The organism is Thermococcus sp. 2319x1 (assembly GCF_001484685.1).
GTDB lineage: Archaea > Methanobacteriota_B > Thermococci > Thermococcales > Thermococcaceae > Thermococcus_A.
Genome location: NZ_CP012200.1, coordinates 1,498,603 through 1,521,817, shown reverse-complemented (window position 1 = coordinate 1,521,817; position 23,215 = coordinate 1,498,603). Strand labels below are relative to the sequence as shown.

Sequence of the window (23,215 nt, the reverse complement as noted above, 5' to 3'; positions counted from 1 at the left end):
TCCTGAATATGGTGAGGATTGGGGACTTCCCGCCCTCCCCCGTGCCCTGAAACATTGCAGATGTCATCGTTCCGAAATTACCCGGTAGGTCTTCCCCTGTTTCTCAACAATGCCTTTATTTTCAGGGGAGAGGAGAACCTTTGAGGCGGTCGCTTTTGAGACCCTCATGGGGGCCTTAAACTCCAAGAAGGTTATCCGATTCTCTCAAGTCTTCCTCAAAGGCCTTTCGTATGAGCCAGTAGAGCTCCTAAACTAGGTCACAGGGTCTTTCGCTTTTCTGCGTGAGTTTCAATTGAAACTTTGAGTTAAAAGCGTTTCTTGAGCATCACTGCAACCGTGACCCCAAACTTATAAACCCCATTCTCCATCAGCGCTTAGGTGATACCATGGGGAAGCTCACGGAAGTCATCAAACGCGAGTGGTTCCTCTCGCTCCTTGTAGCCCTTTACGCCATCCTTTCCATCGTGGACCACTCTCTCCTATCGAACACGCCCCGTTTTATCGACTGGAGGAGCCTGGCCTTCATAACGGCCCTGTTCCTCACAAGCAAGGCCATTGAGCTTTCCGGAGCTTTTGAATGGGCCTCTCTGAAGGCCCTGAAGCTCTCGGGGGGCTCTGAGAGGAGGCTCCTCATGGTCTTTATCCCCGTTATAGCAACTTCCTCGGCCATCATAATGAACGACACTGCGATGTTCGTCTTCGTGCCGATAGTGGCCATGACGGCGAGGCTCTCCGGAGTGAGCGTTGCCAAGGCCACGGCCCTCTCTGCCATAGCAGCCAACGTCGGTTCGTCCCTCACCCCAATAGGCAACCCCCAGAACGTCATCATCTGGCAGGCTTACCGGCTTGGATTTTTCGAGTTTGTGTTCTCCATGGCCCCCTTTGTGGTGTTCTGGCTGGTTCTCCTCCTCCCCTATGTCCTGATAGTCAAAAAGAGGCCTTTTGAAACCCGGAAGGAGCTCACAATGCACGTCGATAAACCCCTCCTTGTCGTATCGGTAGGCCTCCTCGCCCTCAACGTCCTCCTTGCGGAGCTCCACCTGCAGTATGCTGGGCTTGCCCTCACACTCTTGATCCTTTTCCTTTTTGGAAGGAGGGCTTTCTTCAACTTCGACTGGGCGCTAATACTCACGTTTGCCCTCATCTTCGTGGATTTCCGGGAGTTGTCCATCCTGCTCTCAGAGAGTGGACTCTCCTTCCCCAGGGGAGGGATTGAACTCATGCTCCTCTCAGCCGGCATAAGTCAGGTTATCAGCAACGTCCCGGCAACTGTTCTCCTGCTCCCCCAGGAACCCGAGTGGCTTTCTCTTGCCCTCGGCGTGAACCTTGGGGGGAATGGGGTAATCGTGGGCTCGCTTGCAAACCTGATAGCCGTTAGAATAGCGGGGGTGAGTATAAGGGACTTCCAGAAGTACTCTCTGCCCTACTTTCTCCTTTCCACGGTGGCTACGGTGCTTGTTCTTTCCTTCCTTCGCTCTTAAGAAAAGAAAACTCTATTAACCTTGCCGGTGAAATTAAAGGGGTGGTGTTATGAAAACGCTCGTCGTCTTCTACTCCCGGAGTGGAACGACGAAGAGAGTGGCGGAGGAGCTTGCTAAAGCCCTTAACGCCGACGTTGACGAGGTAATTGATAAGAAGTCCCGCAGGGGCATCATCGGATTCCTGAGAGCCGGCTACGATGCCACGAGGGGGAAGACAACGGAGATAGAGTTCACGAAGGACCCGTCAAAATACGACCTCGTGATTGTGGGAACCCCTGTATGGAATGGAAGGATTACACCCGCCATAAAAACATACCTCCTGAGGAACAGGGAGCGGATCAAAGGCGCGGTATTCTTCGCAACCTGCGCCGGAAGGGCGGGGAAGTGCCTCGAGCAGATGGAGGAGCTCTACGGTGATAAAGCGCTCCTGAAAAAGACTATCGTCAAGAAAGAGCTTGAAAAAGGGATAAGGGAGTTAAAAGAAGAGCTCAAGGCCTTAATAACTACCTGAACCCCCTTCCAAACTCATCGTGACTAACCTTCTCCCACTCGAAAACTTCATCGCCGTGGGGCGGCTTATTCTCAGCCGGATAGCCCACTCCAACGATGCAGAGCACGCGGTAGTTCTCCGGAATGCCCAGAAGCTCCCTAACGTACTCTTCGGCGCTTTTGGTTCCGTCATGCATCCTGTTCCTTATCTGCACCCAGAAGGAGCCTAACCCTAAATCATAGGAGGCGAGGTGGATGTGTTCTGCCACTATGCTCGCGTCTTCAACCCATACGTCGCTTTTCCTCTCGTCGGCTGTGACGACTATCGCCACCGGGGCCGTTTTGAGGCCAGAGGCACCGAGCTTTGCCCTTGAGAGGGCCTCAAGCTTCTCTTTATCATCAACAACGATGAAGTGCCACGGCCTCTTGTTGTAGGAGCTCGGCGAGAGGAATGCCGCTTCAAGGAGCTTTTCTATCACCTCTCTCGGCACGGGCTTGTCCTGAAAACGCCTTATGCTCCTCCTCCTTTTCAGGACTTCAAAGAACTCCATGTTACCACCGTTGAGATTTTTGACGTAACGGTTATAAGAATTTTGAAAAATAACCCCTTTAGGCGATTGCCAATGATCGGATGGATTGGCCTGGGTCATATAGGTCGAGCCATGGCGGAGAGGTTATCAGAGGAGTACGAGCTCCTCGTCTGGAACAGGACGATAGAGAAGGTCAAAGGTTTCAAGAACGTCGCAAGAACTCCTGAGGAAGTTGCCGAGAAATGCGACGTGATCTTCCTCTCGCTCTACGACAGCGAAGCGGTGAGGCAGGTCTCGGAGAGGCTTTTAAAGGCAGATCTCAGCGGGAAGATAGTAGTGGACACCACCACGAACCACCACGAGAAGGTCTTAGAGTTCCACGAGATGTACAGAAACGCGGGAGCCTTTTACCTCGAAAGCCCCGTCATCGGGAGCGTCATTCCGGCGAGAAACGGCCAGCTGACGATCCTCGTGAGCGGCGAGAGGGAAGCCTTTGAGAAAGTCCGTCCCTATCTTGAGAAGCTCGGGAAGAAGGTATTCCACTTTGAAAAGCCCGGGAAGGCCACAAAGCTCAAGCTGATAAACAACTTTGTGCTCGGAGCCTTCATGGCCGCCCTTGGTGAGGCAGTAGCTTTGGGTGAAAAAGCCGGAATCCCGAAGGAAGAGCTTATAGAGGTGCTTGAGAACGGCGCCGGCAACTCGGTGGTGCTGAAGGCGAAGAAGGCAAAGCTCCTCAGTGAAGATTACTCGACCCACTTCTCCGTGAAGAACCTCGTTAAGGATCTCTCCTACGCTTACGACCTGGCCTTGGCATCGAGGAAAGCAGTCCCGCTCAACGCTACCGTGAGGGAGCTCTACAGGCTTGCCTTTGAAAGGGGCATGGAGGAGCTTGACTTTTCGGTGGTTTACAAACTCCTCCGGGAGCTTTAATTTTGAAAAGGATTAAATTCATAAAGCATCTTTCATACTTTTTTTCGGTGAGGTAGCATGGACTTTTCGAGACACTTTCCCATTATAGGCATTGAGGGTCAGAGAAAGTTGGGCGAGAGCAAAGTGGCGGTCGTTGGGGCTGGAGCTTTGGGAAGCTGGGAGGTTTACTTCCTTCATAAGCTCGGTGTGGGGGAGATAATCGTCATAGACAGGGACTTTGTGGACGAAAGCGACCTCCCCAGGACAATATACACTAAGGAAGACATAGGAAAGCCGAAGGTGGATGTGCTAAAGGAGAAGTTTGGAGTTAAAGGTTACTTTGAGGATTTGAACCCCTCAACAGTTGCTCTTCTTGACGAAGCTGACCTGATAATAGATGGAACCGACAACATCTACACAAGGCAGGTTATAAACGATTATGCAGTAAAAAACGGCAAGCCTTGGATATATGTGGGGGTTTTATCCACCTATGGGAACATAATGCCGATAATTCCTGGTAAAACAGCGTGCTTCAGGTGTTTTATGCCCAAGCTGCCTTCAAGACCTATGCCCACCTGTGCGATGGCTGGGATTATGAGCTATGTTCCCCCGCTGGCAGCTTCAATAGCCGTTGCTCTTGCGGCAAAGATTTTGTTGGGGGAAGATGTCAAAAGCGAGCTCATATTCTTCGACACAAAGACGCTTGACTTTGAAAAAGTTGAGGTGCCAAGAAGGGAGGACTGTCCGGCATGTGTAAGGGGGGAGTTCACCTTTTTAGAAAAGCGTATAAAGATAGAGAGGCTATGTGATGGTTCAATCCAGGTAACGCCCCCGGAGAAAATGGATGTTAACCTTGAAGAGCTTGGAAAACAGCTCGAAAACCTCGGCCTTGAATATCTAAAAACCTCGCAGTTCATTCAATTTGAAGATGAGGATTATGAAATACTGATCTTCAAAAGCGGAAGAATGGTTATTAGGGGGGCTGAAGAGGAGAGAGAAGCGAAGAACCTCTTTGCAAGGTATCTGGGTGGTTGATGTGATAATAGTAAGATACGGAGAGATAGCGGTAAAAGGCGGAAAAAGAAGGGAATTTGAGAGAAAATTGGCCGGGAATATTGAGAAAGCCCTAAAAAGAAAGGGAATCGAGGGAAGAGCGGAGGTAATAAGGGGCAGGATTCTCGTTGATGCCCCGGATAATGCCGCCGAAATAATAGCCAAGGTTCCGGGAGTTGTTTCAGTCTCACCGGCGAAGGTCATGCCCTATGAGGAAGTTCCCAAGTATCTTAAAGAGGCCCTTAAAGGCCTCACTCCAAGGAGCTTTAAAGTTGAAACCCAGAGGCTTGACAAAACGTTCTTGAAGACCTCTGTGGAAGTTAATAAGGAAATAGGAGCGTTTGTTGTTAAGGAATTTGGATGGAAGGTCGATCTTGAGAATCCAGAACTTACAATTGGAATAGAGATAATAAACGGAAAAGCTTACGTTTTCTTTGAGAAGATTAGGGGTGTGGGAGGACTACCGGTGGGAACGCAGGGAAAAGTTGTGGTTCTCTTGAGTGGAGGGATAGATTCTCCAGTGGCGGCTTTCCTAATGCTGAAGAGAGGTGCTGAGGTGATAGCGGTTCACTTTGACCAAGGAAAGAATGCGAGAAAAGTCGTTGAGAAGGTCGTGGAGATTCTCAACGATTATTCCCCGGAACCCATAGAGCTGATCGTAGAGAATCATTTCGAGATCCTCAAGCCTTACGTGATAGCATTAAATAAGCTTAACAGAAGAGAATGGACCTGTGTGGTATGCAAGGTGGCCATGCTGAGAAGAGCGGCTGAGATAGCAAAAGAGAACGGCGCCCTTGGGATAGTCACCGGTGACAGCCTCGGCCAGGTTGCATCGCAGACCCTGACTAATCTCTACTTTGAGACCATGAGTGTGGACTTTCCAGTTCATAGGCCCCTTTTAGGATTCGACAAAGAGGAGATAGTTTCCATAGCCCGGAAAATAAAAACATATGATGCCTTTTTGGAGTATCCTTACTGTGACTGCCCCTTCAGGCCAGAGCGGGTTGTAACACAGGGGAAGCTTGAGGAGTTCGAGAAAATAAGGGCAGAGCTGAAAAAAGAGGGTGTGATCTGAGAAGTTTATAAAGGAGTAGTATCCCTTGATTTATGATAGAAGTTTGCTTTCCAAAACATCCTTTTTGGAAAAGCAAACTTTATATTGTTCCAGGTCGTATAACTTCAAAAGGAGGAATTGTGGATGGTTTAGGGAACCTTTCTTTGCCCCAGTTAATGAAGTTCTTTGGCCCTAAAAAATCCTTGTGTGCTTTGCTCCTCTTTTTGTTAACGCTCCCATTTGCAACCTCCGGAAAAATATTTTTATGGGACGTTGGGGGGATAATACTCCATCCCAGGCTCTCCCCCGATGGGCTTTACTTCAGCACCTACGGTGAGAGGGTGTGGCTCAAGACCAATGAGACCCACTTCATCTACTGGGAACAGCCCTACCTTCTCAACGGCCTTTCGGTTGGAGATAAAGTTTACATGGCGGCCGATTGGGGGCCTGCCCTGGCCTTAAATCCGGCCAACGACACGCTCTACGCTTGGGAATACCCGGGTTTGCAGTTCATCCACGTCTATGCCAAAAGAGGTACCGCGTACTTTGCCGGTATGATCAACAGAACCGGCGGAGTTGGAATACTTAAAAACGGCATCATGACCTTTTATCGTCTTTCCAATGAGACCTTCAAAGCCTACGACGTCTTTCCAGTCCTTGATAGAGTATACTTCACCGTTGAGTTTAAAGATGAGCCCAAGGGTGGCGTGGGGTTGCTCTTTCCAGATAACGGGACATTCTACCTGTGGCGCTTTCCCGGGAACTATTCGACTCTCGTTCCAGATGGAATAACCGTTGATGAGAATCTCACCATCTATACGGCAATAATGGAGGGTAAGATGACGGGCGTTGCGATGTTCGAGCCTCACAACGCTACTTTTCACTTCCTCCAGATTATAGGCCGGCCCCTCCACGTTAAGCCCTTTGGAGACTACGTTCTCCTGATGAACTCGGACTGGGATCTGGTTCTCTTCAACCCGGGGAACGTCACTTGGACTGGAGAGGCTGCCCTCAAAAAAGAAACCGGGAGAGCGGAGGTTATCCTCCTTGGGGGGCCTACCAAAACATTGAAAGTTAAGCGCGGTGAGATGGATATAAAGCCCACACTTGAGAGGGTGGAGAAGAGGACTTATCCTGAGGGTTACACGACCTTTCCGGGCGTTGCCTTCACGCACGACTTCGGCGGGGGATATGTTGGCTCGGGCGGAAAGCTAGTGCTCCTCGAAGAGCTGAGGCCAGAAGTTCACCTTGTCTATGAGAACGGAACCCTAAGGGCATGGGTGACGCCAAGGGAGTACTTCCAGGGACCGGTCTTTCTCTACATAAACGAAAAGCTCGCCAGGTGGGGTGAAGGGATAGAATGGAACGCGACTTTTCTGGCCGGGGAATACAACATCACGGCGGTATACTTTGATGGCGAGGACGTTTACATGAATCAAACAGTGATCATAAGTGATTTAAAGCCAAAACTCGTCTGGAAAAAGACCCTTAGGGTAGAAAATGGAACGATCATTTATGGAAAAATAAACGTGCCCGGAGCACCTGCGAACATCTCAGGAAGAACCGTCTAGGCAGATTCGGATGGCTACTTTTCCTTCTTGATGGAGAACGGGAGCCACTCTCCAACTGAAACCCCGGAACCCAAACTGGGTACTTTTGACTGGGCTGTTCTTCCCGTGGTTCTTGGTGTTACAACTGGAGCCGTGGGGATTGCCTTCTACATGAAGAAAGATAAGCGGGGGCTGGTTTTGTTACTCATAGGACTCATCTTAATAGCGGGACACTTTGCGGTACCAAAACCAAGAGAAGCCGTCTCAGAAGAAAAACCCTTAACCCTTTCAATCGTTGTGGTTATTCCTCCGGGCCTTTATGGCGCCAACATCACCGTTTTGGTAGATGGCGAAGAAGTCGGAAGGACCGATGGGGAAGGAAGACTTGATATCCAGCTTGATTATGGTATCCATGAGGTTCTCCTCAAATCAGGCAATTCAACGACGTCCCTTACGGTTGCAACAGCAGAGGACAGGAACTTAACAGTCCCCTTCTTCCCGGGAATTAACGCCGTCCTTAAAAATGGGCCCGGTTACAACGGCTTTTCTGCAAGTTTTGGCGAGACAACGCTTGGCACAATGCACGCAAACACTTACCCTTCGGGACCCATGAGCCTGAATACCTACACTACCCCGGAGGAGTGTGAGCTGTGCAAACTTAAAGCCGCTATGGTTGGCGTTGTGGAGGGTGAAACCTGCAGGTTGTGCTGCCTTGAAAGTAAAAACTTTGGACCTGCTGTGGTTTTTGCTTACTACTTCCATCTGATATGGGATGCCATAGAAAGGTATCAATGCATCGTTCCATGGCCTCCAATGCCCGAGACCAATGCCGTTGTAACTGGAGCTTCAATAAACTCTTATGCGAGCGACATCAGGAATAGTCTCCCCCGGCCGGGATGGGGTGATTTGCACCCGTGTTTGGCTCCCCTTGATGGCATGGATCCCAAAGATCCGGCCAATGTATGCACCATGCTCGAATGCGCAGATGTCAAGTTTGACTGCAACTGTTATATGATCTGCGTTACCGGGCCTTTCAAGGTGTGGGATGCATTCGTCAAGTGTCTGGGGAATAGGGGGTAATGGACAGGGGAAGAATGAATTCGAACCAATATCTTAAAATATCTTAAAGTCCAAAAAATAGTGGTGATGGCCATGTTGAGTGAAAAAATGCTTAAGGCTCTGAACGAGCAGCTAAACAGAGAGCTTTATTCTGCCTATCTGTACTTTGCAATGGCAACGTATTTTGACGATCTGAACCTTGAGGGCTTTGCCAGCTGGATGAAAGCTCAGGCTGAAGAGGAGCTCGGCCACGTGCTGAGGTTTTACAACTACATTTACGACAGAAACGGGAGAGTTGAGCTTACTGAGATCCCAAAGCCGCCAAGGGAATGGGGGAGCCCCATAGAGGCGTTTGAGGCAGCTTATGAACACGAGCAGTTCATAAGCAAGTCCATCCATCAGTTAGCAGCTCTGGCAGAGGAGGAGAAGGATTATCCAACGAGGGCTTTTCTTGAGTGGTTCATCAACGAGCAGGTTGAGGAAGAGGCGAGCGTAAAGAAAATACTGGACAAGCTAAAATTCGCCAAGGACGCCCCACAGATTGTGTTCATGCTCGACAGGGAATTAGCCGCAAGGGCTCCGAAGCTTCCATCCCTTTTAATGCAGGGTGAGTGATTTCATTTCTGCACCTTTTTACCCATTTCTGTTCTGAGAAAGACCTTTATAGTTTGAAGTCTAAATTATTTCGGTGTTCCTATGTCCCTGAAAGAGGTTCTGAAAGAGGAGCCCCATGCGGGCTATATGCTAACTAATGAGGCCATAGTCAGAGCCGCCCTCGAGGCGGACGTGAAGGTTGCGGCCTTTTACCCCGGTTCTCCGCAGACAGAAATCTTAGACACCTTTGAGAGGGTTTCCCGCTACAGGGATGACATCGCTGTGGAAATAGCGGCCAACGAGAAGGTTGCCCTTGAGACAGCGGCAGGAGCCGCTTTCGTCGGTCTTAGAGGGTTCACATCAATGAAGAGCGTTGGCGGAAACGTGGCATCGGACACGCTCTATTCACTTGCCTACACCGGCGTCAAGGGCGGGCTCGTTGTGGTTATAGCCGATGATCCCTACGCCCACTCCTCCCAGTCGGAGCAGGACGGAAGGTGGTTCGGCTACACGGCTTACCTTCCAATGCTCGAACCATCCAGCCCGCAGGAAGCCTACGAGATGGTAAAGAAGGCCTTCAAGCTGAGCGAGAAATACAGTAGCGTCGTTCTGGTGAGGACAACGACGAGGGTAAACCACCAGAGCGGAATAGTGAGGGCTGGGAAGCTTGAGAGGACGCCCTTCAATAAGCTCTCGTGGAAAGAAAACCGGAAAAGCTACGCGACCGTTGGCTCCCTCGCGAGGAAGTTCAAGGCCGAGCTTCTGGAGAAGATAGCGAAGATTAGGGATGACCCGGAGTTTTTGGAGTTCAACCGCGTGGAATACTTCGATGGGGAGGGGGTAAGGGAAGCAAAGCCGGGGGAAGCGAGGGGAATCGGCATAATAACATCGGGCGTGGCATATTCCTATGTGCTCGAGAGCCTTCAGAAGCTCGGGGGAAAAGCGTACGTCCTCAAGCTCGGTGTCCTCAATCCGATCCCGGAGAAGCTTATTGGAGACTTCATAGAGGGGCTTGAAAAGGTTGTGGTGGTTGAAGAGCTTTTCCCCTACATAGAGGGCTTCGTGAGGCAGATTGCCAAGGAGAGGAATCCAAAGCTGGAGATAGTCGGCAAGAAGAGCGGCCACTTCCTTGAGATGCTGGAGTACAACGTGCCCATAGTCATCAAGGTTCTCGCCGAGGTTCTCGGAAGGGAGCTCCCCTTTGACTACGAGGGGCACTTCAAGAGAATGTGGGAGCTCGCAAAGCTCGCTCCTCCGAGGATGCCCACCTTCTGCGCCGGCTGTCCGCATAGAGCGACCTTCTGGGCGCTCAGGAGGGCCATGGGGAACATCGAAAACTACTATCTCGCCAACGACATCGGCTGCTACTCTATGCTTGCCCTCGAGCACATCGGCTGGACTGACTCTCTCTTAGCGATGGGCGCTTCCCTTGGAATAGCCCACGGGGTGCAGCACTCAGCTGAAGAGAGGGTGGTGGCGCTTGTAGGCGATTCGACCTTCTTCCACGCTGCTTTGCCCGGAATAGTGAACGCCATCAGGAACAATTCCAAGATGACGCTTATAATCCTTGACAACGCCGTTACTGCCATGACCGGCCAGCAGGCCCATCCCGGCAGTCCGAAGAAGGTGAACCCCTACGAAAAGCGCATAGACATAGAGAGCGTTTTGAGGGGCCTGGGAGTGGAGAAGATAGTCGTCATAGATTCCTTCCAGGCGAGGAAGAACATAGGCAAGCTGAGGGAGGCTTTAAAGTACGACGGACTCTCAGTCGTCATATCGAGAGGGGATTGTGCCCTCTACCACTTCCGCGAATACAGAAGGGCCGGAGGAAAGATAGTCCCCTACTTCGTGGACAAGGAGGCCTGTGAGAGGGCCTACAACTGCATAAGGGACTTCGGCTGTCCGGCGATAGTCATAGACGAGGAGGACAAAAAGGCGAAGATCTTGCCAGAGATCTGCGTCGGCTGTGGCGTCTGCGCCCAGCTGTGTCCGCATAATGCAATCCACTCGACGGCCATCCTCTATGGGGGAGAGGACAAGCCCTACGTGACGATAGAAGATTACCGCGAACTGGAGCAGATAATGCTCAGGAGGGAGAAGCCATGAACGTCATCTACTGCGGAGTTGGAGGACAGGGCATAGTGCTCATGTCCAACATAGTTGGGGAAGCCTGCGCCAGAAAGGGAATCCACGTGGTGAGCGGGGAGCTCCATGGTCTCTCCCAGAGGAGCGGTTCCGTTATAGTCCACCAGCGCATAGGCGAAGGCCTCTCGCCCCTCATCCCCTACGGTGAGGCTGACGTGATTTTAGCCCTCGAGCCGATGGAAGCGCTCCGCTACATCTACTTCCTCAAGCCCGGAGGGGTTGTGATAACCAGCACGCGCCTCATCCACCACCCCTACGAGACTGAAAGCTTTGTCAAGGGCAAGATAGACAGGTACGTGACTTATGGAGAGATAGTGGAAAACATCAGAAAATCCGGTGCGAAGCTCTACGAGATAGATGCTCTCAAACTTGCTGAAGAAGCTGGAACTTCCCTGGCTCAGAACGTTGTTCTTGTTGGTGCTCTAACGGCCCTTCCGGACTTTCCAATAGACAAGGAGACGATGCTTGAGGCCGTCAAGGCAAGCGTGCCTGAGAAAGCCGTGGAGATCAACGTGAAGGCCTTCGAACTCGGGTACAAAGCTATGAAAAGGCTCCTTTGATTTTTCTTTTCCTTTTCCCTTCTTAAACCCTTTTAAACGTTACGCAGAAAAACATAGAAATGGTGGTTTTTATGAAGGTGGCAGTTGTTACCGGTGCGTCGAGGGGAATAGGCAGGGCAATAGCGGGCCACAAAGTGGGCGGCGAGAGCTTTAGTCCGGACTTTCCAGATGGAGAACCCCCCGAGGTTCGCTTCCTTGAGCTGAGGCCGGGAGCAGTTGATACTCACTTCGCAGGCCCGAAGAAGTTGCCGAGGCCCTACGCTGTGTGTTGAAGCTCCCACCCGATGTTAGAGTTGAAGAACTCATGCTCCGCTCCGTCTATCAGAGGCCGGAATTTTAAGCAAAAGGGCTGAAATTTTAAACTTTCCTCTTTTGTTATTCTGCTTTCATTACTCACTTTTGTGTAGAAAACTTTTAAAAGCATTTTCTCTTACACAAAAATGTGCCGATAATGGACGGTGATGGTCATGTTGAAAGTGGATAACCTTAGAGTTAAAGTGGAAGATAAGGAGATTTTAAAGGGCATCTCCCTCACCGTTGATGATGGAGAACTTCACGTTGTAATGGGGCCCAATGGGAGTGGGAAATCCACCCTGGCTTTGACCATAGCAGGGCATCCAAGGTATCAAGTAGTAGACGGTAGCATACTCTTTGAGGGGGAGGACATAACCAACATGCCTCCCGAAGAGAGGGTCAAAAAGGGAATTTTTCTGAGCTTTCAGCATCCGGTGGAGGTTGAGGGTGTCAAGGTTATTCAATTTTTGCAGAGGGTTCTGAAGAACCTCAAGGGCTTGGAGGAGATAAAGGCCTATGAACTCATCTTTGACGCTGTTCAAGAACTTGGACTGGATGAATCAATACTTTCAAGGTTTTTGAACGTTGGATTTTCTGGAGGCGAGAGAAAAAAACTTGAAATGCTCCAGGCGTACCTTGTGAAGCCAAAGCTTCTTATCTTGGACGAGCCCGACAGCGGGGTTGATGTGGATTCTCTAAAAATGATAGCCAGCGTTATAAACAAACTTCACGAAGAAGGCACGTCGATTCTTTTGATAACCCACTACGGTAGAATCCTCGAGCACCTTAAGCCCAGCAGGGTTCACGTTATTAAGGAAGGAAAGATAGTTGTCTCGGGTGGAGTTGAGCTGGTAAAGATGATAGAGGAGAAGGGCTTTGCGGCGGTGGGGGGACTATGAGTGAGCACTCAAAGCTTGAGGAAATCTTGAAGGCGGGCTCCCTTGAGGAGATTCTTGGAACGGCCGTTCCTTACCCCAAGGAAATAGAGCTGAAGGGAAAGATAAGCCGAGAAACGGTGGAGGAGCTTTCGAGGATAAAAAAGGAACCTGAGTGGATGCTCAGGCATAGATTAAGGGCTTTGGAGCTTTTTGAAAAACTTCCAATGCCCAGATGGGTTGTTGGTATTGAGGAACTCGATCTGGATAACCTTATTCTTTACACCAAACCCGAGCTTGAGAAGGAGGTAAGGGACTGGGATGATTTGCCGGAGAACATAAGAAAGACCTTCGAGAGGCTCAACATCCCGGAGATAGAGAAGAAGTTTTTATCGGGCTTAACCGCTGTTTTCGACAGCGAGAGCGTCTACTCCCAGCTCAAGGAGGAGTTCGAGAAGAAGGGCATCATAATGCTTCCCATGGAGGAGGCCGTGAAAAAATATCCAGACCTGGTCAAGAGGTACTTCGGAAAGGTTTTCCCGCCGGGCGAGCACAAGTTTTCCGCTCTACACCACGCTCTCTGGAGCGGAGGAGCCTTCGTCTACATTCCGAAGGGGGTTAGGGTGCCTTTCCCGATAGAGGCCTTCTTCGTCATCGGCTCGGCTTTGGAAGGCCAGTTCGAGCACACCCTATTGGTAGCGGACGAAGGGAGCTACGTCCACTTCATTGAAGGCTGTTCCGCGCCGATGTACAAGGGCTTCTCCTTCCATGACGGAATGGTGGAGATATACGCCCACAAAAATGCCACCGTCAAGTTCACCACCATACAGAACTGGAGCAGGAACGTGATAAACTTCAACAACAAGCGCGCCATAATCGAGGAAAACGCCTATGTGGAGTGGATAGAAGGCAGCATAGGGAGTTACATAACCTACACCTATCCCTCGAGCGTCCTGAAGGGCGATGGGGCAAGAACGGCCCAGTACGTCGTCTCGCTCAGCAACGGGCCATATCTCAAAGACACAGGAGCCAAGAGCTTCCATGTGGGCAGAAATACCAGCTCGAAGATAGTCTCGAAGAGCATAAGCGCCAACGGGGGAACCAACATCTACCGCGGTCTCGTCAGGATAGCCAAGGGAGCAAAGAACTCAACTGCCACGGTTTCATGTGACTCGCTCATCCTCGATGAAGAAAGCAGGGCCTACACTTATCCGCACAACCAGAACGATGAGCCATCAGCGAGCATAATCCACGAAGCTACTACCGGAAGGCTCAGCGAGGATAAGCTCTTCTACCTTAACGCAAGGGGCATAAAGGAGGAAGAGGCTAAAAGCCTCATCGTCCTGGGCTTCATCAGCGAGGTCCTTGAGGGGCTTCCCTTTGAGTACGTTGAGGTGCTCAAGAAGGTTATAGAGCTTGAGTTCAGCGAGGTTGGGGGTGTTGGATGATGTCACTTACAATAACTGCAGAAGCGCTTGAAAAGCTCACCTACCAGAAGTACGGGGATAGTCCTACGATAAGGAGCTACACGAAGTGGAAGCTCTTTGAAGAAAACTCTCCCCTAAAGCTCCCGACGGAAGCGAAAGCGGGCGAGGTTCCGGTTAAGGGACACGTTACCTTTTCGGGAAGCGAGGCGAGTTTCAACCTGCCCGGTGGAGTTGAGCTCACAGAGGGGACGCTCGGCCTCTCCCAGCCGGAGGAGTCGAGAATTCTGGGCTTCCACTTTTACGCCCTCAAAAAGGCTTATCGGCTTAAAATAACGGAGGATCTCACGGAGCCACTCGTGATAGTCTCCCACCTCTCGGAAAATGCTTTCATAAGCCATCACCTAAGTATTGAAGTGGAAAACGTCAGTGTGCCAGTAATAATCTACGACCTCTCTGAAAAAGGGGCAAAATCCTTTGTGGTTGAGCTTGGGCTTAAAAATGCTGAAGCTGAGATTTTGACCGTTGGGAATCACAACGCTTTGTCCCACTACCTTCTCAGAGCTACGCTTGGCGAGGGATCCAAGGTTAGAGCGTTCACTATAGTCAAGGGAGGAAGGATGAGCCACCACAGAGAGGACTACTCCCTTGAAGGAGTTGGAAGCGAACTCATCTTAAGGGGAATTCCCATGGCAATAAGTTCAGCCGTTGATTACCTGACCAATGTTCTTCAATATGGAGAGAAAAGTAAAAGCGAAACAAGGGTAAACGGCTATTCCTACAGGAATGGATGGGTGGTGCACAGAGGTGTGGCAAAAGTTTTTGAAAAGGCCAAGAACTCTTCGAGTGAAGTCAGCTCTCACGTGGTCATCATGGATGAGGGCTCCCTCGGCGTGAGCGTGCCCATGCTTGAAGTTGATACCGGAGAGATAGAGGCAGCATCTCATTCTTCAAGCGTTTCCCAGTTTGACGAGGATGCCCTCTTCTACCTTCGCTCCCGCGGATTGAGCAGGGAAGAGGCTTTGAGCCTTTTTGTGCACGGCATAGGCGAAGCCTTGAGCGATCACTTGCAGAGATTGAAGGCAAAGGCGAGGAGCAACATAATGGCTCTTGTTGAAGAACTTCTGTAAGTACAATTTTTGTATTTACTTTTCTCTCTCTTGTAAAGCACAACTGTTATATACCCCAACAACTAACCATGAGTATAAGTCACTTGAGGGAATTTGCTCTTTTTGATTTTTATCGTTTCGTGACTAAAGAAGGTTTGAAAAAATGAAAACGAAAAAACTTGCAGGCTTTGCCCTGCTTTTGAGTGTGGTAATGCTTGGTGCGTTTATATCTGGCTGTATTGACCAGGGTAACATCACCAACACCGGTACAACTTCAAGGGAAACAACAAATCCCACCACAACGACTCCAACCGAGACCTCCCCCCAGCACGACTGGGGAAAGGACGAGGCGAGGCTCAGGGGCCTCATCGAGTTTTACGACAGGGAGATAATGGATAACAAAGAAAAGCTCGCCAAGCTCAACTTCCAGCTGGAGAGCCCCGAGATGGAAACATGGGAAAAGCTGGCATCGACGCTTGAGGAGAAAGCCAATGGCGAGGGTGACCTCAAAACGAGGGTATTCATTCTCCAAGACGTTGCGCAGCTCAAATACTACGAGGTTCTCAACCTCAGATCGCTCGTCGGTATCGGCGCCGTCGAGAGCTCCTACTGGGAAAACGCGAGCACAGGCGAGCCGATAACGCAGTTCTACAATATGCGTGGCGAGTTCTTCTACGTCTCGAAGGACGGACTGCAGAAGCTCAGCAGGGAGAAAATGGTCGAGAAGATGATGGCGATTAAAGGTTACCGGATGGATAGCCTTGAGATATACCACCTTGGAACCGGAAGCGCCCTTAGAAGCATCCGCGAGGGCGGAAGAACGGTGGGAGCAAGCATAGCGGCCGCGAGAGTTGGCGTTCCAACCTCGGGCAATGGGATTGTTATACAGGTTCTCAACGGGGATCGGACTCCCTTTCACAACAAGTACCGCCCGCAGTTCAGGCTCATCAACCCAGAGACCGGCGAGGTTGTGAAAGAAATAACGGCCGACGAGAACGGGCTCATCATAGTCCCTCCGATGAACACGAGCCTTGTTGGAATCTCCGATGATGAGGGGTTCTGTTATAGGCCACTTCCGCTCGACGAGAACACGATGGAACCCATGCCCATGCCGGATGACTTTGTGATATGCCCATCACCGCAGATAGCCCCCTTCATCTTTGACCCGACCAACGGCACAACAGGACCCTACAACCCTGCCCCGCTTGAGCAGGCCTACCTGGTGCCCGGGAACTACACGATAACGACCATCACTATGAAAGCGGACCTCAAACAGCTCGCGGAGCAGCTCGTTAACTTAAACATCAACGTGAGGCGCGGCATAGAGAAGACGGACATAAGGAGGGGCCTCGTTCTGGCGATGAATGCCTTTGAGCCCCAGGAAAGTCAGGAAGCGTCGATGCAGACGCCCTTTGAGACCACCTGCGATTGCTCCGTAAGTCCCCTTCTCGATGGGATTTTCAAGGAGAAGTTCGGCGGAAAGCCCTTTGGTGAGCTCCCCGATGCGAGGATAATCAACATCACAGACTTTGGAAACGGGCCCTTCATCCCCATGGTTCCTGCCCAGTGGAGGGAAACGGAAAACGGGAGCACGGAAGTGGTCATCTACGCCATAACCGATTCAAAAGGAAGGACAACGGTAGTCCTCGGAGACCCGGGGCTTGAGGAAAAGAGCAGGATGGAGACGGGAGATATCGGATACGAAGGCAGGGTTCCGAGCATGACGAGGCTCGCTTCGGATTACCTCGACAGGGTTTTCCTCGAAGTTTACACCGGAAGGAATCCGCAGACGGGCAAGGAGATAAAGGTGCTCGCCTTCAAGGTTCTCAACACCGACGGAACGGTGGGATTCAGGGGAACGGCCTTCATCGAGGACGGAAACGTTGAGGTCACCACGCTTCCGGTTTCAAAAGGCACCTCCTCAATCAACCCGATACCAACTCCATCCCCGGGACACGACTGGGGAATAGATAAGGCGGAGCTGAGCTCATTAATCGACGCTTACGAGAGAGACATAGCCGATTCAAAGGGGAAACTTGAGAAGCTTGGCTTCGAGCTCGAAAACCCCGTGATGACCGGCTGGGAGAGGAATGCTAAGGCCATGATGAAGATGGCAGAGAACGAGAGCGACGTTAGAGTCCAGGTTGCGATACTCCACGAGGTCGCCCAGCTCAGGTACCGCGAAGCCCTGAACCTCAGGGCCCTCGTGGAAGTTGGCGCGGTCGAGAAAGCTTACTGGGAGAACGCCACCACGGGCGAGCCGATCAGCGCATTCTACCGCAGGGACGGTTCCTTCTTTTACTCCACGGATGGGGGGATTAAGAAGCTCAACCGCGATGCCATGGTTGAGGTAATGGGGGCCGTTAAAGGCTACGAAGCGAAAAACCTCGAGATATACCACCTTGGAACCGGAAGCGCCCTTAGAAGCATCCGCGAGGGCGGAAGAACGGTGGGAGCGAGCATAGCGACCGTCAAGATCGGCGTTCCCGAGAACGGGACAGAGCTCACCCTCATCGGTGGAACCAAGGAGATATCGCTCGTCCTGATAGACCCAAAGACGGGAAAGGAGATAGCCGTAATCCACCCCGATGAGAACGGAACCTACCTTATCCCGCCCATAGGTGGAATTGGAGAGATAATAGCTGAGACCGATCCTCCCTCAGGAGGGTTCTGCTACAGGCCGTTGAATGGCCCCACCGTTCCACCGCTCCAGCCCATTCCCGAGCAGGAAATCGAGTTCACCATGGACTGCGGCCAGTCGAGCACGATGATGCCCATTATACTACAGCCTTCGAACGAGAGCACCATTGAGGTGGCGTCCTTTGAGGAATCCTACCTGAGGGCCGGAGAATACACGATAACGGGGCTTGCGATGAAAGCAGACCTAAAGCAACTGGCGGAACAGCTCGTTAGTCTAACGGTCAAGGGGAACGGTGCAAGGGTATCGACCAAAACGCCAGCGAAGGTGAGTGACCTCCTCAAGGGTGCCTTTGAAAACGCCCAGAGAGCGGATATTGAAACGGAGGAGTGGACAGATATTGGAACCTTCCCGCCGACAAGCCCTCTGCTCATGGGAATCTTCGACGGAGAGCTCGGGGGATGGCCTTTTGGCGAACTCCCCAACGCGAGGATGATCAACATAACCGACTTCGGAACGGGGCCCTTCATTCCAATAGTTCCGCTTCGGTGGGACAGCCTTGGAAACGGTAGTACAATCGTCACGGTCTACGCGATAACCGACCAAAAGGGGAACACCGAGATAGCGATAGGCGATCCCGGGGCGGATGGGATGGAAAGGCCCAACACCAACAGGATGGCGGTTAACTACCTCGACAGGGTTTTCCTCGAAGTTTACACCGGAAGGAATCCGCAGACGGGCAAGGAGATAAAGGTGCTCGCCGTCAAGCTCCTGAACGTCAACGGATACCTCGACGCGAGGCACACCGCGATAATGGAGAACCCGAATCTGGACTTTTCGATCTTTGCCGCTCCCAGCGAGAGCGACGTTGAGAAGATTTTCGGCCCGTGATGGGCCCCTCTTTTTTTTGAGCTTCTTGAGGAATGTGGTAGGAACGAGGAAGTAGCCTTCTTCTCCTATCGAGTCCCCTTTGTATTTCACCGCAGCCAGCCTCACAGGTCGAGCTGTCTCCACGCCGAAGCATCGGAGAGCTACGATGCAGTAATCTCCGGGCTCACCGAAGAGGAGTTAAGCTATGCCCTCAGCTGTTGCGGACGATGCGGTGCCAGAGGACATCATTAAAGAGGGTTGCGTTTTTATCACGTCCCTTCAAGGTACTCCTCATAGCCAACCGTTTCGAGCCTCTTCGCCTTCTCCTCCACTTCCTCCTTCATCCTCCTCCGGTACTCCTTGAGCTTCTCCCTTATTTCCGGGTACTTCACTCCAAGGATTGAGAGAGCTAAAAGGGCCGCGTTCTTGGCGTTGTTTATGGCTACAGTGGCAACCGGAACCCCGGAGGGCATCTGGACTATCGAGAGGAGCGAGTCAAGCCCGTTCAGCGTGGAGGTCTTTATGGGAACGCCTATAACCGGAAGCGTGGTTATAGATGCCGTCATACCTGGAAGGTGGGCAGCACCCCCAGCACCGGCTATTATGACCTCTATTCCCCTCTCCTCTGCCGTTTTCGCGTACTCAAACATCCTATCGGGGGTTCTGTGGGCCGAAACGATGGTTATCTCGTAGTCAACCCCAAACTCATCGAGCACCTCAGCCGCGGCCTTCATGACCGGAAGGTCGGAGTCGCTACCCATTATTATTCCCACCTTGGGCATTCACCTCACCCCTCACCCTTATCAGTTCCTTCGCCCTGAGGGCCTTCTCGATGGCTCTGGAGAGTGTTTTGTCGACGGCGGTAACGTGCCCCATCTTTCTGAAGGGGAAGACCTCCCTCTTTCCGTATATGTGGACGAAAACTCCGGGAATCCGGAGCGCTTCCCTAATTCCCTCATAAACGGGCTTTCCATAATAGCCTTTTTCACCAAGAAGGTTCACCATGGCGGCATTTAAAACTATCTCGGTGCTCCCGGGGGGCAGATCGGCCACTACTCTAACGTGCTGCTCGAACTGGCTCGATATGGCTGCTTCTATCGTCCAGTGGCCGGAGTTATGGGGCCTTGGGGCGATCTCGTTCACTAAAATCCTCCCGTCCTCGGCAAGGAACATCTCGACCCCAAAAACGCCGCGCCCATCGAGGGATTCAACGGCCCTAATGGCTATCTCCTCGGCCTCTTCCTCAACGTCCCTTTCGAGCCGTCCGGGAGCGACGAGGAAGTCGAGGATGTTCCCCTCACCGTTGAACACCATCTCGGTGGTTGGGTAGGCGAGCGTCTCGTCATCGTTGCGAACAACTATAACGGAAAGCTCCTTTTTGATCGGTACGAGCTCTTCAACGTACGAAGGGACGTTCAGGGCTTTTTGAAGGTCCTTTTCGTCTCTAATGACTACAACGCCCCTTCCATCGTAGCCTCCGCTCCGGGCTTTCTGAACAACGGGAATGAGATTTTCAAGCTCATCCAGGCTCTTCAGCCCCCTAAACCATGGGACGGGAACCCCAGCTTTCTTCATCACTTTCCTCTGGACGTACTTGTCGCGAATTACTTCCAAAACGTGCGGCTCGGGAATGACGGGTTTCTCCTTCGCCACTTTTTTGAGCGCATCAACGTTGACGCCCTCTATGTCGTAGGTTACAACGTCGACCCTCTCGGCGAGCTCGACTATCTTTTCCTCGTCTTTGAAGCTTCCAATGATCTGTTCAGCAACCATGCTGGCGGGACATCCGGGGGTTGGATCCAAGACAAGAACCTCGAACCCCATCCTCCTTGCTTCCTGCGCGCTCATCTTGGCCAGCTGTCCACCGCCGAGGATTCCGATTCTGAGTTTGTCCATCATGGTTTTAACTAAAAAATGCCAAATTTAAAAGCTTTACTGAAGAAAATATGCATAAAAATGTCAAAAGCTCGGACAAGATAGAAACCCCAGAAACTGAAAAAAGAAAAGAAACCAAAGGGCCTCAGGAGTTCAAGGCATAATAGACCGCGTATTCTGCATCCACAAGCCCGTAGCCGTAGTATACGTCATAACCCCGGGAACCGAGATCGATTGCAGTGCTGATTAGAATGTTTCTGACTTGATACGGCGTGAGCTTTGGCTTGCCTGCCGCAACCCTCAAAGCCTGCATAAGTGCAACAACCCCGCTGACGTGGGGACAGGCCATCGAAGTACCGCTCATCGTGCCGTAAGTACCACCTGGAAGTGTTGAATACACGTTAACACCGGGAGCTACTACATCCGGCCTCCTGTTGCTGAAACTGGCAATTCTGTAGTTTGAGTCGATAGCCCCAACGGCTATTACCTCGGAATAGGCTGCGGGATAGCTTGGATAGGGGGCACCTTCATTTCCACTGGCAGCCACAAGGACAACTCCATAAGAGTAAGCGTATCTGACCGCGTTATAGAGGGTGGTGCTTTTAGAACCGCCAAGGGACATGCTTATTACGTCGGCATCGTCGGCTGTTCCGGGTATTCCATCCGGCCCCTTGGTTGCCTCTATAATGCCTTGGGCGATGTCCGATAAGTAACCGCTGCCCCGGCTGTCCAGCACCTTTACTACGTACATTTGAACGTATGGGGCAACTCCGGCTATGCCCTGCCCGTTGAGGCTCGCTCCTATTGTTCCAGCAACGTGCGTGCCGTGTCCATTGTCATCCCAGCAGTACCTCAGGTCAGTGCCCTTGTAGTAGGATCCCCCATTATTTAGAACTCTCACACACCAGCTAAAAGCACCTTGCAGATCGGGGTGGGTGTAGTCTACACCCGTATCGAGAACCGCAATCTGGATGCTTGGGTGGTAGCCATATGCGGCGTACCCATAGGTTTTGTAGTAGTTGTTCCAGACATTTGGAGCATAGATGTACTGAACGTCCCACTGGACTTCACCAAGGGCATGGTACTTTACGTCTTCTTCAACATATGTCACAAAGGGGAGCCCTTTAATCTTTTCAAGGGCCTTCCTCGGGACTTCCAGAACTATTACACCGATTTCCGGTATTTCCTTTTTCAATTTGCCGTAGCCTTTTAGTTGGGCTGTGTAGATCATAAATTCCGCCATTGGATCTTTGTTCTTTTCTCCCTCTATTTCAGACATGCCGACAACGTTCTTTCCTGCACTTTCACGTACACCTACGATAACTCTGACAACATCTCTATCCTGTGGTGTGTCATAACTAACTGCCATGACCAATGGACTAAACAAAACCAACATTGCAATCAAGATTGTGGCAGCCCTTCTCATGTAAGGACACCCAGCTACAACTTTGAGGTTCAGGGCTTATAAATTTTTCCATTATTTTGGAAATGTTCCGGTAATCTATACAAATACATGTCAATTGAATAAATCATTCAGGCCCGCCGAGAAGGGGACGTTGTTGGACAAACGGCTCGGTCTGAGATAAAAAGTCAAAAGGAGGCTTATTCTGTTGTGAGACCCAGAATCGAATAAAAGAAGGTATCTAAGTTCTTCTTTGCAACAAGCCTGCCCTGTAAGGACTAAACCTCTCAAACATCCTCCATCAACAGTGATTTTGACGGCTTTACGTATGTTAGTAATCGTGACACTTGCTCCTCCATTGCCCGAGGTATACTGGTCTGAGAATGTTCTTCATTATGAATATCCGCCAACTTCTGCTTCGAGGAGCCAATAGGGCAGTTAATCAGGGCCGCGCGGAGCTATGGATTCCCCGTGGATGAAGCGCTCCAGAAGGGCCTTAGAATTGAGGGATGGATTCCCGAGGCTCATGGCCGTGCTCAACAAGCGCAAGAATTTCCAAACAATACCTTCGGAAGTTTCGTCTTCAACGTGATCAAGGTCGGCCTCGAAGTGGACGGAAGAGAAATCGGGCGCTACATACAGCTCATAAGGAGGCCCTTCCTCGAGAAGTGGCAATACACCGTGATAGGCAAGATTGTGACGTTCAAAAAAGGAGGGAATAGAGCAACATCACGTCCCCAGGTGCTCCTCATCCCTCTTCCCTTCTCCTTCCTTCCTCCCTTATCGGTTTTAGGGCTTTGGCGTACTTTTCGAGCGTTTGGAGAAGTCTCTCAACCCTCTCCGCGTACTTCCCGTCCTTAAGCTCATCGCCCTCGAAGAGGTCATCGACATTGTAAAAGAGCACCTGCCCAACGGGCAGCATGCGGTAGTTCACCGCAGCCAACCTAAGCTCCTGGAGGAGTCTTACCCCACCGGTAACTGACGATACGGTAACTATCCCAACAGGTAATCCCTCGTACTCGTCAAAGATCGTGTCGAGAAGGATTTTAAGCTCTCCCGGATAGCCACCATTGTATTCTGGAGCAACTATTACGAGAGCATCGGCTTCAAGGATTTTTGAGCGGTAGCGCTCCATCTCGGGCGTTATTTTCCAGCGGTGGGTATAACAGAGTAAGTAGTCCTTCACATCTATAAGCTCAACCTCCCAGCCAAGCTCGGAGGCTTTCCTGGCTATGTACTTCGCCACATTCTCGCTCTTCCGTCCTTCCCTTGCCGTTCCGAGAATAACTTTGAGCTTCATATCA

General features: G+C 51.2%; 20 protein-coding genes. 15 read left to right on the top strand and 5 right to left on the bottom strand.

Translation table 11 applies throughout. The annotated features are described in order from the left end of the window. Positions 1-386 precede the first annotated feature (386 nt). Together ADU37_RS08565 and ADU37_RS08560 are read left to right on the top strand one after the other, a co-directional pair. Positions 387-1,481, top strand: coding sequence for an SLC13 family permease (locus tag ADU37_RS08565; RefSeq protein WP_082663046.1), 1,095 nt, complete (start codon positions 387-389; stop codon positions 1,479-1,481). 49 nt (positions 1,482-1,530) lie between these two features. Continuing rightward, positions 1,531-1,992, top strand: coding sequence for an NAD(P)H-dependent oxidoreductase (locus ADU37_RS08560; RefSeq protein WP_058947192.1), 462 nt, complete (start codon positions 1,531-1,533; stop codon positions 1,990-1,992). Here the strand turns inward: ADU37_RS08560 and ADU37_RS08555 are convergent. Continuing rightward, complete coding sequence (locus tag ADU37_RS08555; RefSeq protein WP_058947191.1) at positions 1,985-2,521, bottom strand: nitroreductase family protein; 537 nt, start codon at positions 2,519-2,521, stop codon at positions 1,985-1,987. The genes ADU37_RS08560 and ADU37_RS08555 overlap by 8 nt on opposite strands. A 111-nt stretch (positions 2,522-2,632) precedes the next feature. On the opposite strand from ADU37_RS08555, the gene ADU37_RS08550 reads away from it, so the two are divergent. The 13 genes from ADU37_RS08550 to ADU37_RS08495 all read left to right on the top strand — a co-directional run bounded on the left by ADU37_RS08550 (position 2,633) and on the right by ADU37_RS08495 (position 18,655). Continuing rightward, entirely contained in the window at positions 2,633-3,430 is a 798-nt protein-coding gene (locus tag ADU37_RS08550) for an NAD(P)-dependent oxidoreductase (RefSeq protein WP_238981954.1), read from the top strand. A gap of 57 nt (positions 3,431-3,487) precedes the next feature. Then, complete coding sequence (locus tag ADU37_RS08545) at positions 3,488-4,444, top strand: ThiF family adenylyltransferase (RefSeq protein ID WP_058947189.1); 957 nt, start codon at positions 3,488-3,490, stop codon at positions 4,442-4,444. 1 nt (position 4,445) lies between these two features. Further along, on the top strand, positions 4,446-5,537 hold the full coding sequence (gene thiI / locus ADU37_RS08540; RefSeq protein ID WP_058947188.1) for a tRNA uracil 4-sulfurtransferase ThiI: 1,092 nt from the start codon (positions 4,446-4,448) through the stop codon (positions 5,535-5,537). A gap of 191 nt (positions 5,538-5,728) precedes the next feature. Further along, complete coding sequence (locus tag ADU37_RS11695; RefSeq protein ID WP_238981953.1) at positions 5,729-7,087, top strand: hypothetical protein; 1,359 nt, start codon at positions 5,729-5,731, stop codon at positions 7,085-7,087. Positions 7,088-7,117: 30 nt separating this feature from the next. Next, complete coding sequence (locus tag ADU37_RS11690; protein WP_238981952.1) at positions 7,118-8,146, top strand: hypothetical protein; 1,029 nt, start codon at positions 7,118-7,120, stop codon at positions 8,144-8,146. A gap of 72 nt (positions 8,147-8,218) precedes the next feature. Then, the gene (locus tag ADU37_RS08530) at positions 8,219-8,740 is read left to right on the top strand and encodes a ferritin (RefSeq protein ID WP_058947187.1); all 522 of its coding nucleotides are present in this window, start codon (positions 8,219-8,221) and stop codon (positions 8,738-8,740) included. Positions 8,741-8,821: 81 nt separating this feature from the next. Next, positions 8,822-10,825, top strand: a complete 2,004-nt coding sequence (locus tag ADU37_RS08525) for an indolepyruvate ferredoxin oxidoreductase subunit alpha (protein ID WP_058947186.1) — start codon at positions 8,822-8,824, stop codon at positions 10,823-10,825. Beyond that, on the top strand, positions 10,822-11,424 hold the full coding sequence (gene iorB, locus ADU37_RS08520; protein WP_058947185.1) for an indolepyruvate ferredoxin oxidoreductase subunit beta: 603 nt from the start codon (positions 10,822-10,824) through the stop codon (positions 11,422-11,424). Before ADU37_RS08525 ends, iorB begins: the two co-directional genes overlap by 4 nt. Before the next feature lie 59 nt (positions 11,425-11,483). Next, a complete protein-coding gene (locus ADU37_RS08515; RefSeq protein ID WP_238981951.1) occupies positions 11,484-11,696 on the top strand; it encodes a hypothetical protein in 213 nt (70 codons plus the stop codon). 195 nt (positions 11,697-11,891) lie between these two features. After that, positions 11,892-12,617, top strand: a complete 726-nt coding sequence (gene sufC / locus ADU37_RS08510) for a Fe-S cluster assembly ATPase SufC (RefSeq protein WP_058947183.1) — start codon at positions 11,892-11,894, stop codon at positions 12,615-12,617. Then, positions 12,614-14,041, top strand: a complete 1,428-nt coding sequence (sufB, locus tag ADU37_RS08505; protein WP_058947182.1) for a Fe-S cluster assembly protein SufB — start codon at positions 12,614-12,616, stop codon at positions 14,039-14,041. The genes sufC and sufB overlap by 4 nt, the downstream gene beginning before the upstream one ends. After that, complete coding sequence (locus ADU37_RS08500) at positions 14,041-15,147, top strand: SufD family Fe-S cluster assembly protein (RefSeq protein ID WP_058947181.1); 1,107 nt, start codon at positions 14,041-14,043, stop codon at positions 15,145-15,147. The genes sufB and ADU37_RS08500 overlap by 1 nt, the downstream gene beginning before the upstream one ends. Positions 15,148-15,289: 142 nt before the next feature. After that, a complete protein-coding gene (locus ADU37_RS08495; RefSeq protein ID WP_058947180.1) occupies positions 15,290-18,655 on the top strand; it encodes a hypothetical protein in 3,366 nt (1,121 codons plus the stop codon). Between the two features lie 248 nt (positions 18,656-18,903). Here the strand turns inward: ADU37_RS08495 and purE are convergent, their stop codons facing one another. From purE to ADU37_RS08470, 4 genes are all read right to left on the bottom strand, one after another. Beyond that, complete coding sequence (purE, locus tag ADU37_RS08490; protein ID WP_058947179.1) at positions 18,904-19,416, bottom strand: 5-(carboxyamino)imidazole ribonucleotide mutase; 513 nt, start codon at positions 19,414-19,416, stop codon at positions 18,904-18,906. Then, positions 19,388-20,533, bottom strand: coding sequence for a 5-(carboxyamino)imidazole ribonucleotide synthase (locus tag ADU37_RS08485; RefSeq protein ID WP_082663045.1), 1,146 nt, complete (start codon positions 20,531-20,533; stop codon positions 19,388-19,390). Before ADU37_RS08485 ends, purE begins: the two co-directional genes overlap by 29 nt. Positions 20,534-20,654: 121 nt before the next feature. Then, the gene (locus ADU37_RS08480) at positions 20,655-21,935 is read right to left on the bottom strand and encodes a S8 family peptidase (RefSeq protein WP_058947178.1); all 1,281 of its coding nucleotides are present in this window, start codon (positions 21,933-21,935) and stop codon (positions 20,655-20,657) included. A gap of 724 nt (positions 21,936-22,659) precedes the next feature. Then, positions 22,660-23,211 (bottom strand): NADPH-dependent FMN reductase, encoded by a 552-nt coding sequence (locus ADU37_RS08470; RefSeq protein WP_058947176.1) that lies wholly within the window; start codon positions 23,209-23,211, stop codon positions 22,660-22,662. Positions 23,212-23,215 lie beyond the last annotated feature (4 nt).

Bases quoted from the DNA above. Each gene is read 5' to 3' on its own strand.
- ADU37_RS08565 (WP_082663046.1), top strand. From the start codon at position 387: ATGGGGAAGCTCACGGAAGTCATCAAACGCGAGTGGTTCCTCTCGCTC.
- ADU37_RS08560 (WP_058947192.1), top strand. From the start codon at position 1,531: ATGAAAACGCTCGTCGTCTTCTACTCCCGGAGTGGAACGACGAAGAGA.
- ADU37_RS08555 (WP_058947191.1), bottom strand. From the start codon at position 2,521: ATGGAGTTCTTTGAAGTCCTGAAAAGGAGGAGGAGCATAAGGCGTTTT.
- ADU37_RS08550 (WP_238981954.1), top strand. From the start codon at position 2,633: ATGGCGGAGAGGTTATCAGAGGAGTACGAGCTCCTCGTCTGGAACAGG.
- ADU37_RS08545 (WP_058947189.1), top strand. From the start codon at position 3,488: ATGGACTTTTCGAGACACTTTCCCATTATAGGCATTGAGGGTCAGAGA.
- ADU37_RS11690 (WP_238981952.1), top strand. From the start codon at position 7,118: ATGGAGAACGGGAGCCACTCTCCAACTGAAACCCCGGAACCCAAACTG.
- ADU37_RS08530 (WP_058947187.1), top strand. From the start codon at position 8,219: ATGTTGAGTGAAAAAATGCTTAAGGCTCTGAACGAGCAGCTAAACAGA.
- ADU37_RS08525 (WP_058947186.1), top strand. From the start codon at position 8,822: ATGTCCCTGAAAGAGGTTCTGAAAGAGGAGCCCCATGCGGGCTATATG.
- iorB (WP_058947185.1), top strand. From the start codon at position 10,822: ATGAACGTCATCTACTGCGGAGTTGGAGGACAGGGCATAGTGCTCATG.
- ADU37_RS08515 (WP_238981951.1), top strand. From the start codon at position 11,484: ATGGTGGTTTTTATGAAGGTGGCAGTTGTTACCGGTGCGTCGAGGGGA.
- sufC (WP_058947183.1), top strand. From the start codon at position 11,892: ATGTTGAAAGTGGATAACCTTAGAGTTAAAGTGGAAGATAAGGAGATT.
- sufB (WP_058947182.1), top strand. From the start codon at position 12,614: ATGAGTGAGCACTCAAAGCTTGAGGAAATCTTGAAGGCGGGCTCCCTT.
- ADU37_RS08500 (WP_058947181.1), top strand. From the start codon at position 14,041: ATGTCACTTACAATAACTGCAGAAGCGCTTGAAAAGCTCACCTACCAG.
- ADU37_RS08495 (WP_058947180.1), top strand. From the start codon at position 15,290: ATGAAAACGAAAAAACTTGCAGGCTTTGCCCTGCTTTTGAGTGTGGTA.
- purE (WP_058947179.1), bottom strand. From the start codon at position 19,416: ATGCCCAAGGTGGGAATAATAATGGGTAGCGACTCCGACCTTCCGGTC.
- ADU37_RS08485 (WP_082663045.1), bottom strand. From the start codon at position 20,533: ATGATGGACAAACTCAGAATCGGAATCCTCGGCGGTGGACAGCTGGCC.
- ADU37_RS08480 (WP_058947178.1), bottom strand. From the start codon at position 21,935: ATGAGAAGGGCTGCCACAATCTTGATTGCAATGTTGGTTTTGTTTAGT.
- ADU37_RS08470 (WP_058947176.1), bottom strand. From the start codon at position 23,211: ATGAAGCTCAAAGTTATTCTCGGAACGGCAAGGGAAGGACGGAAGAGC.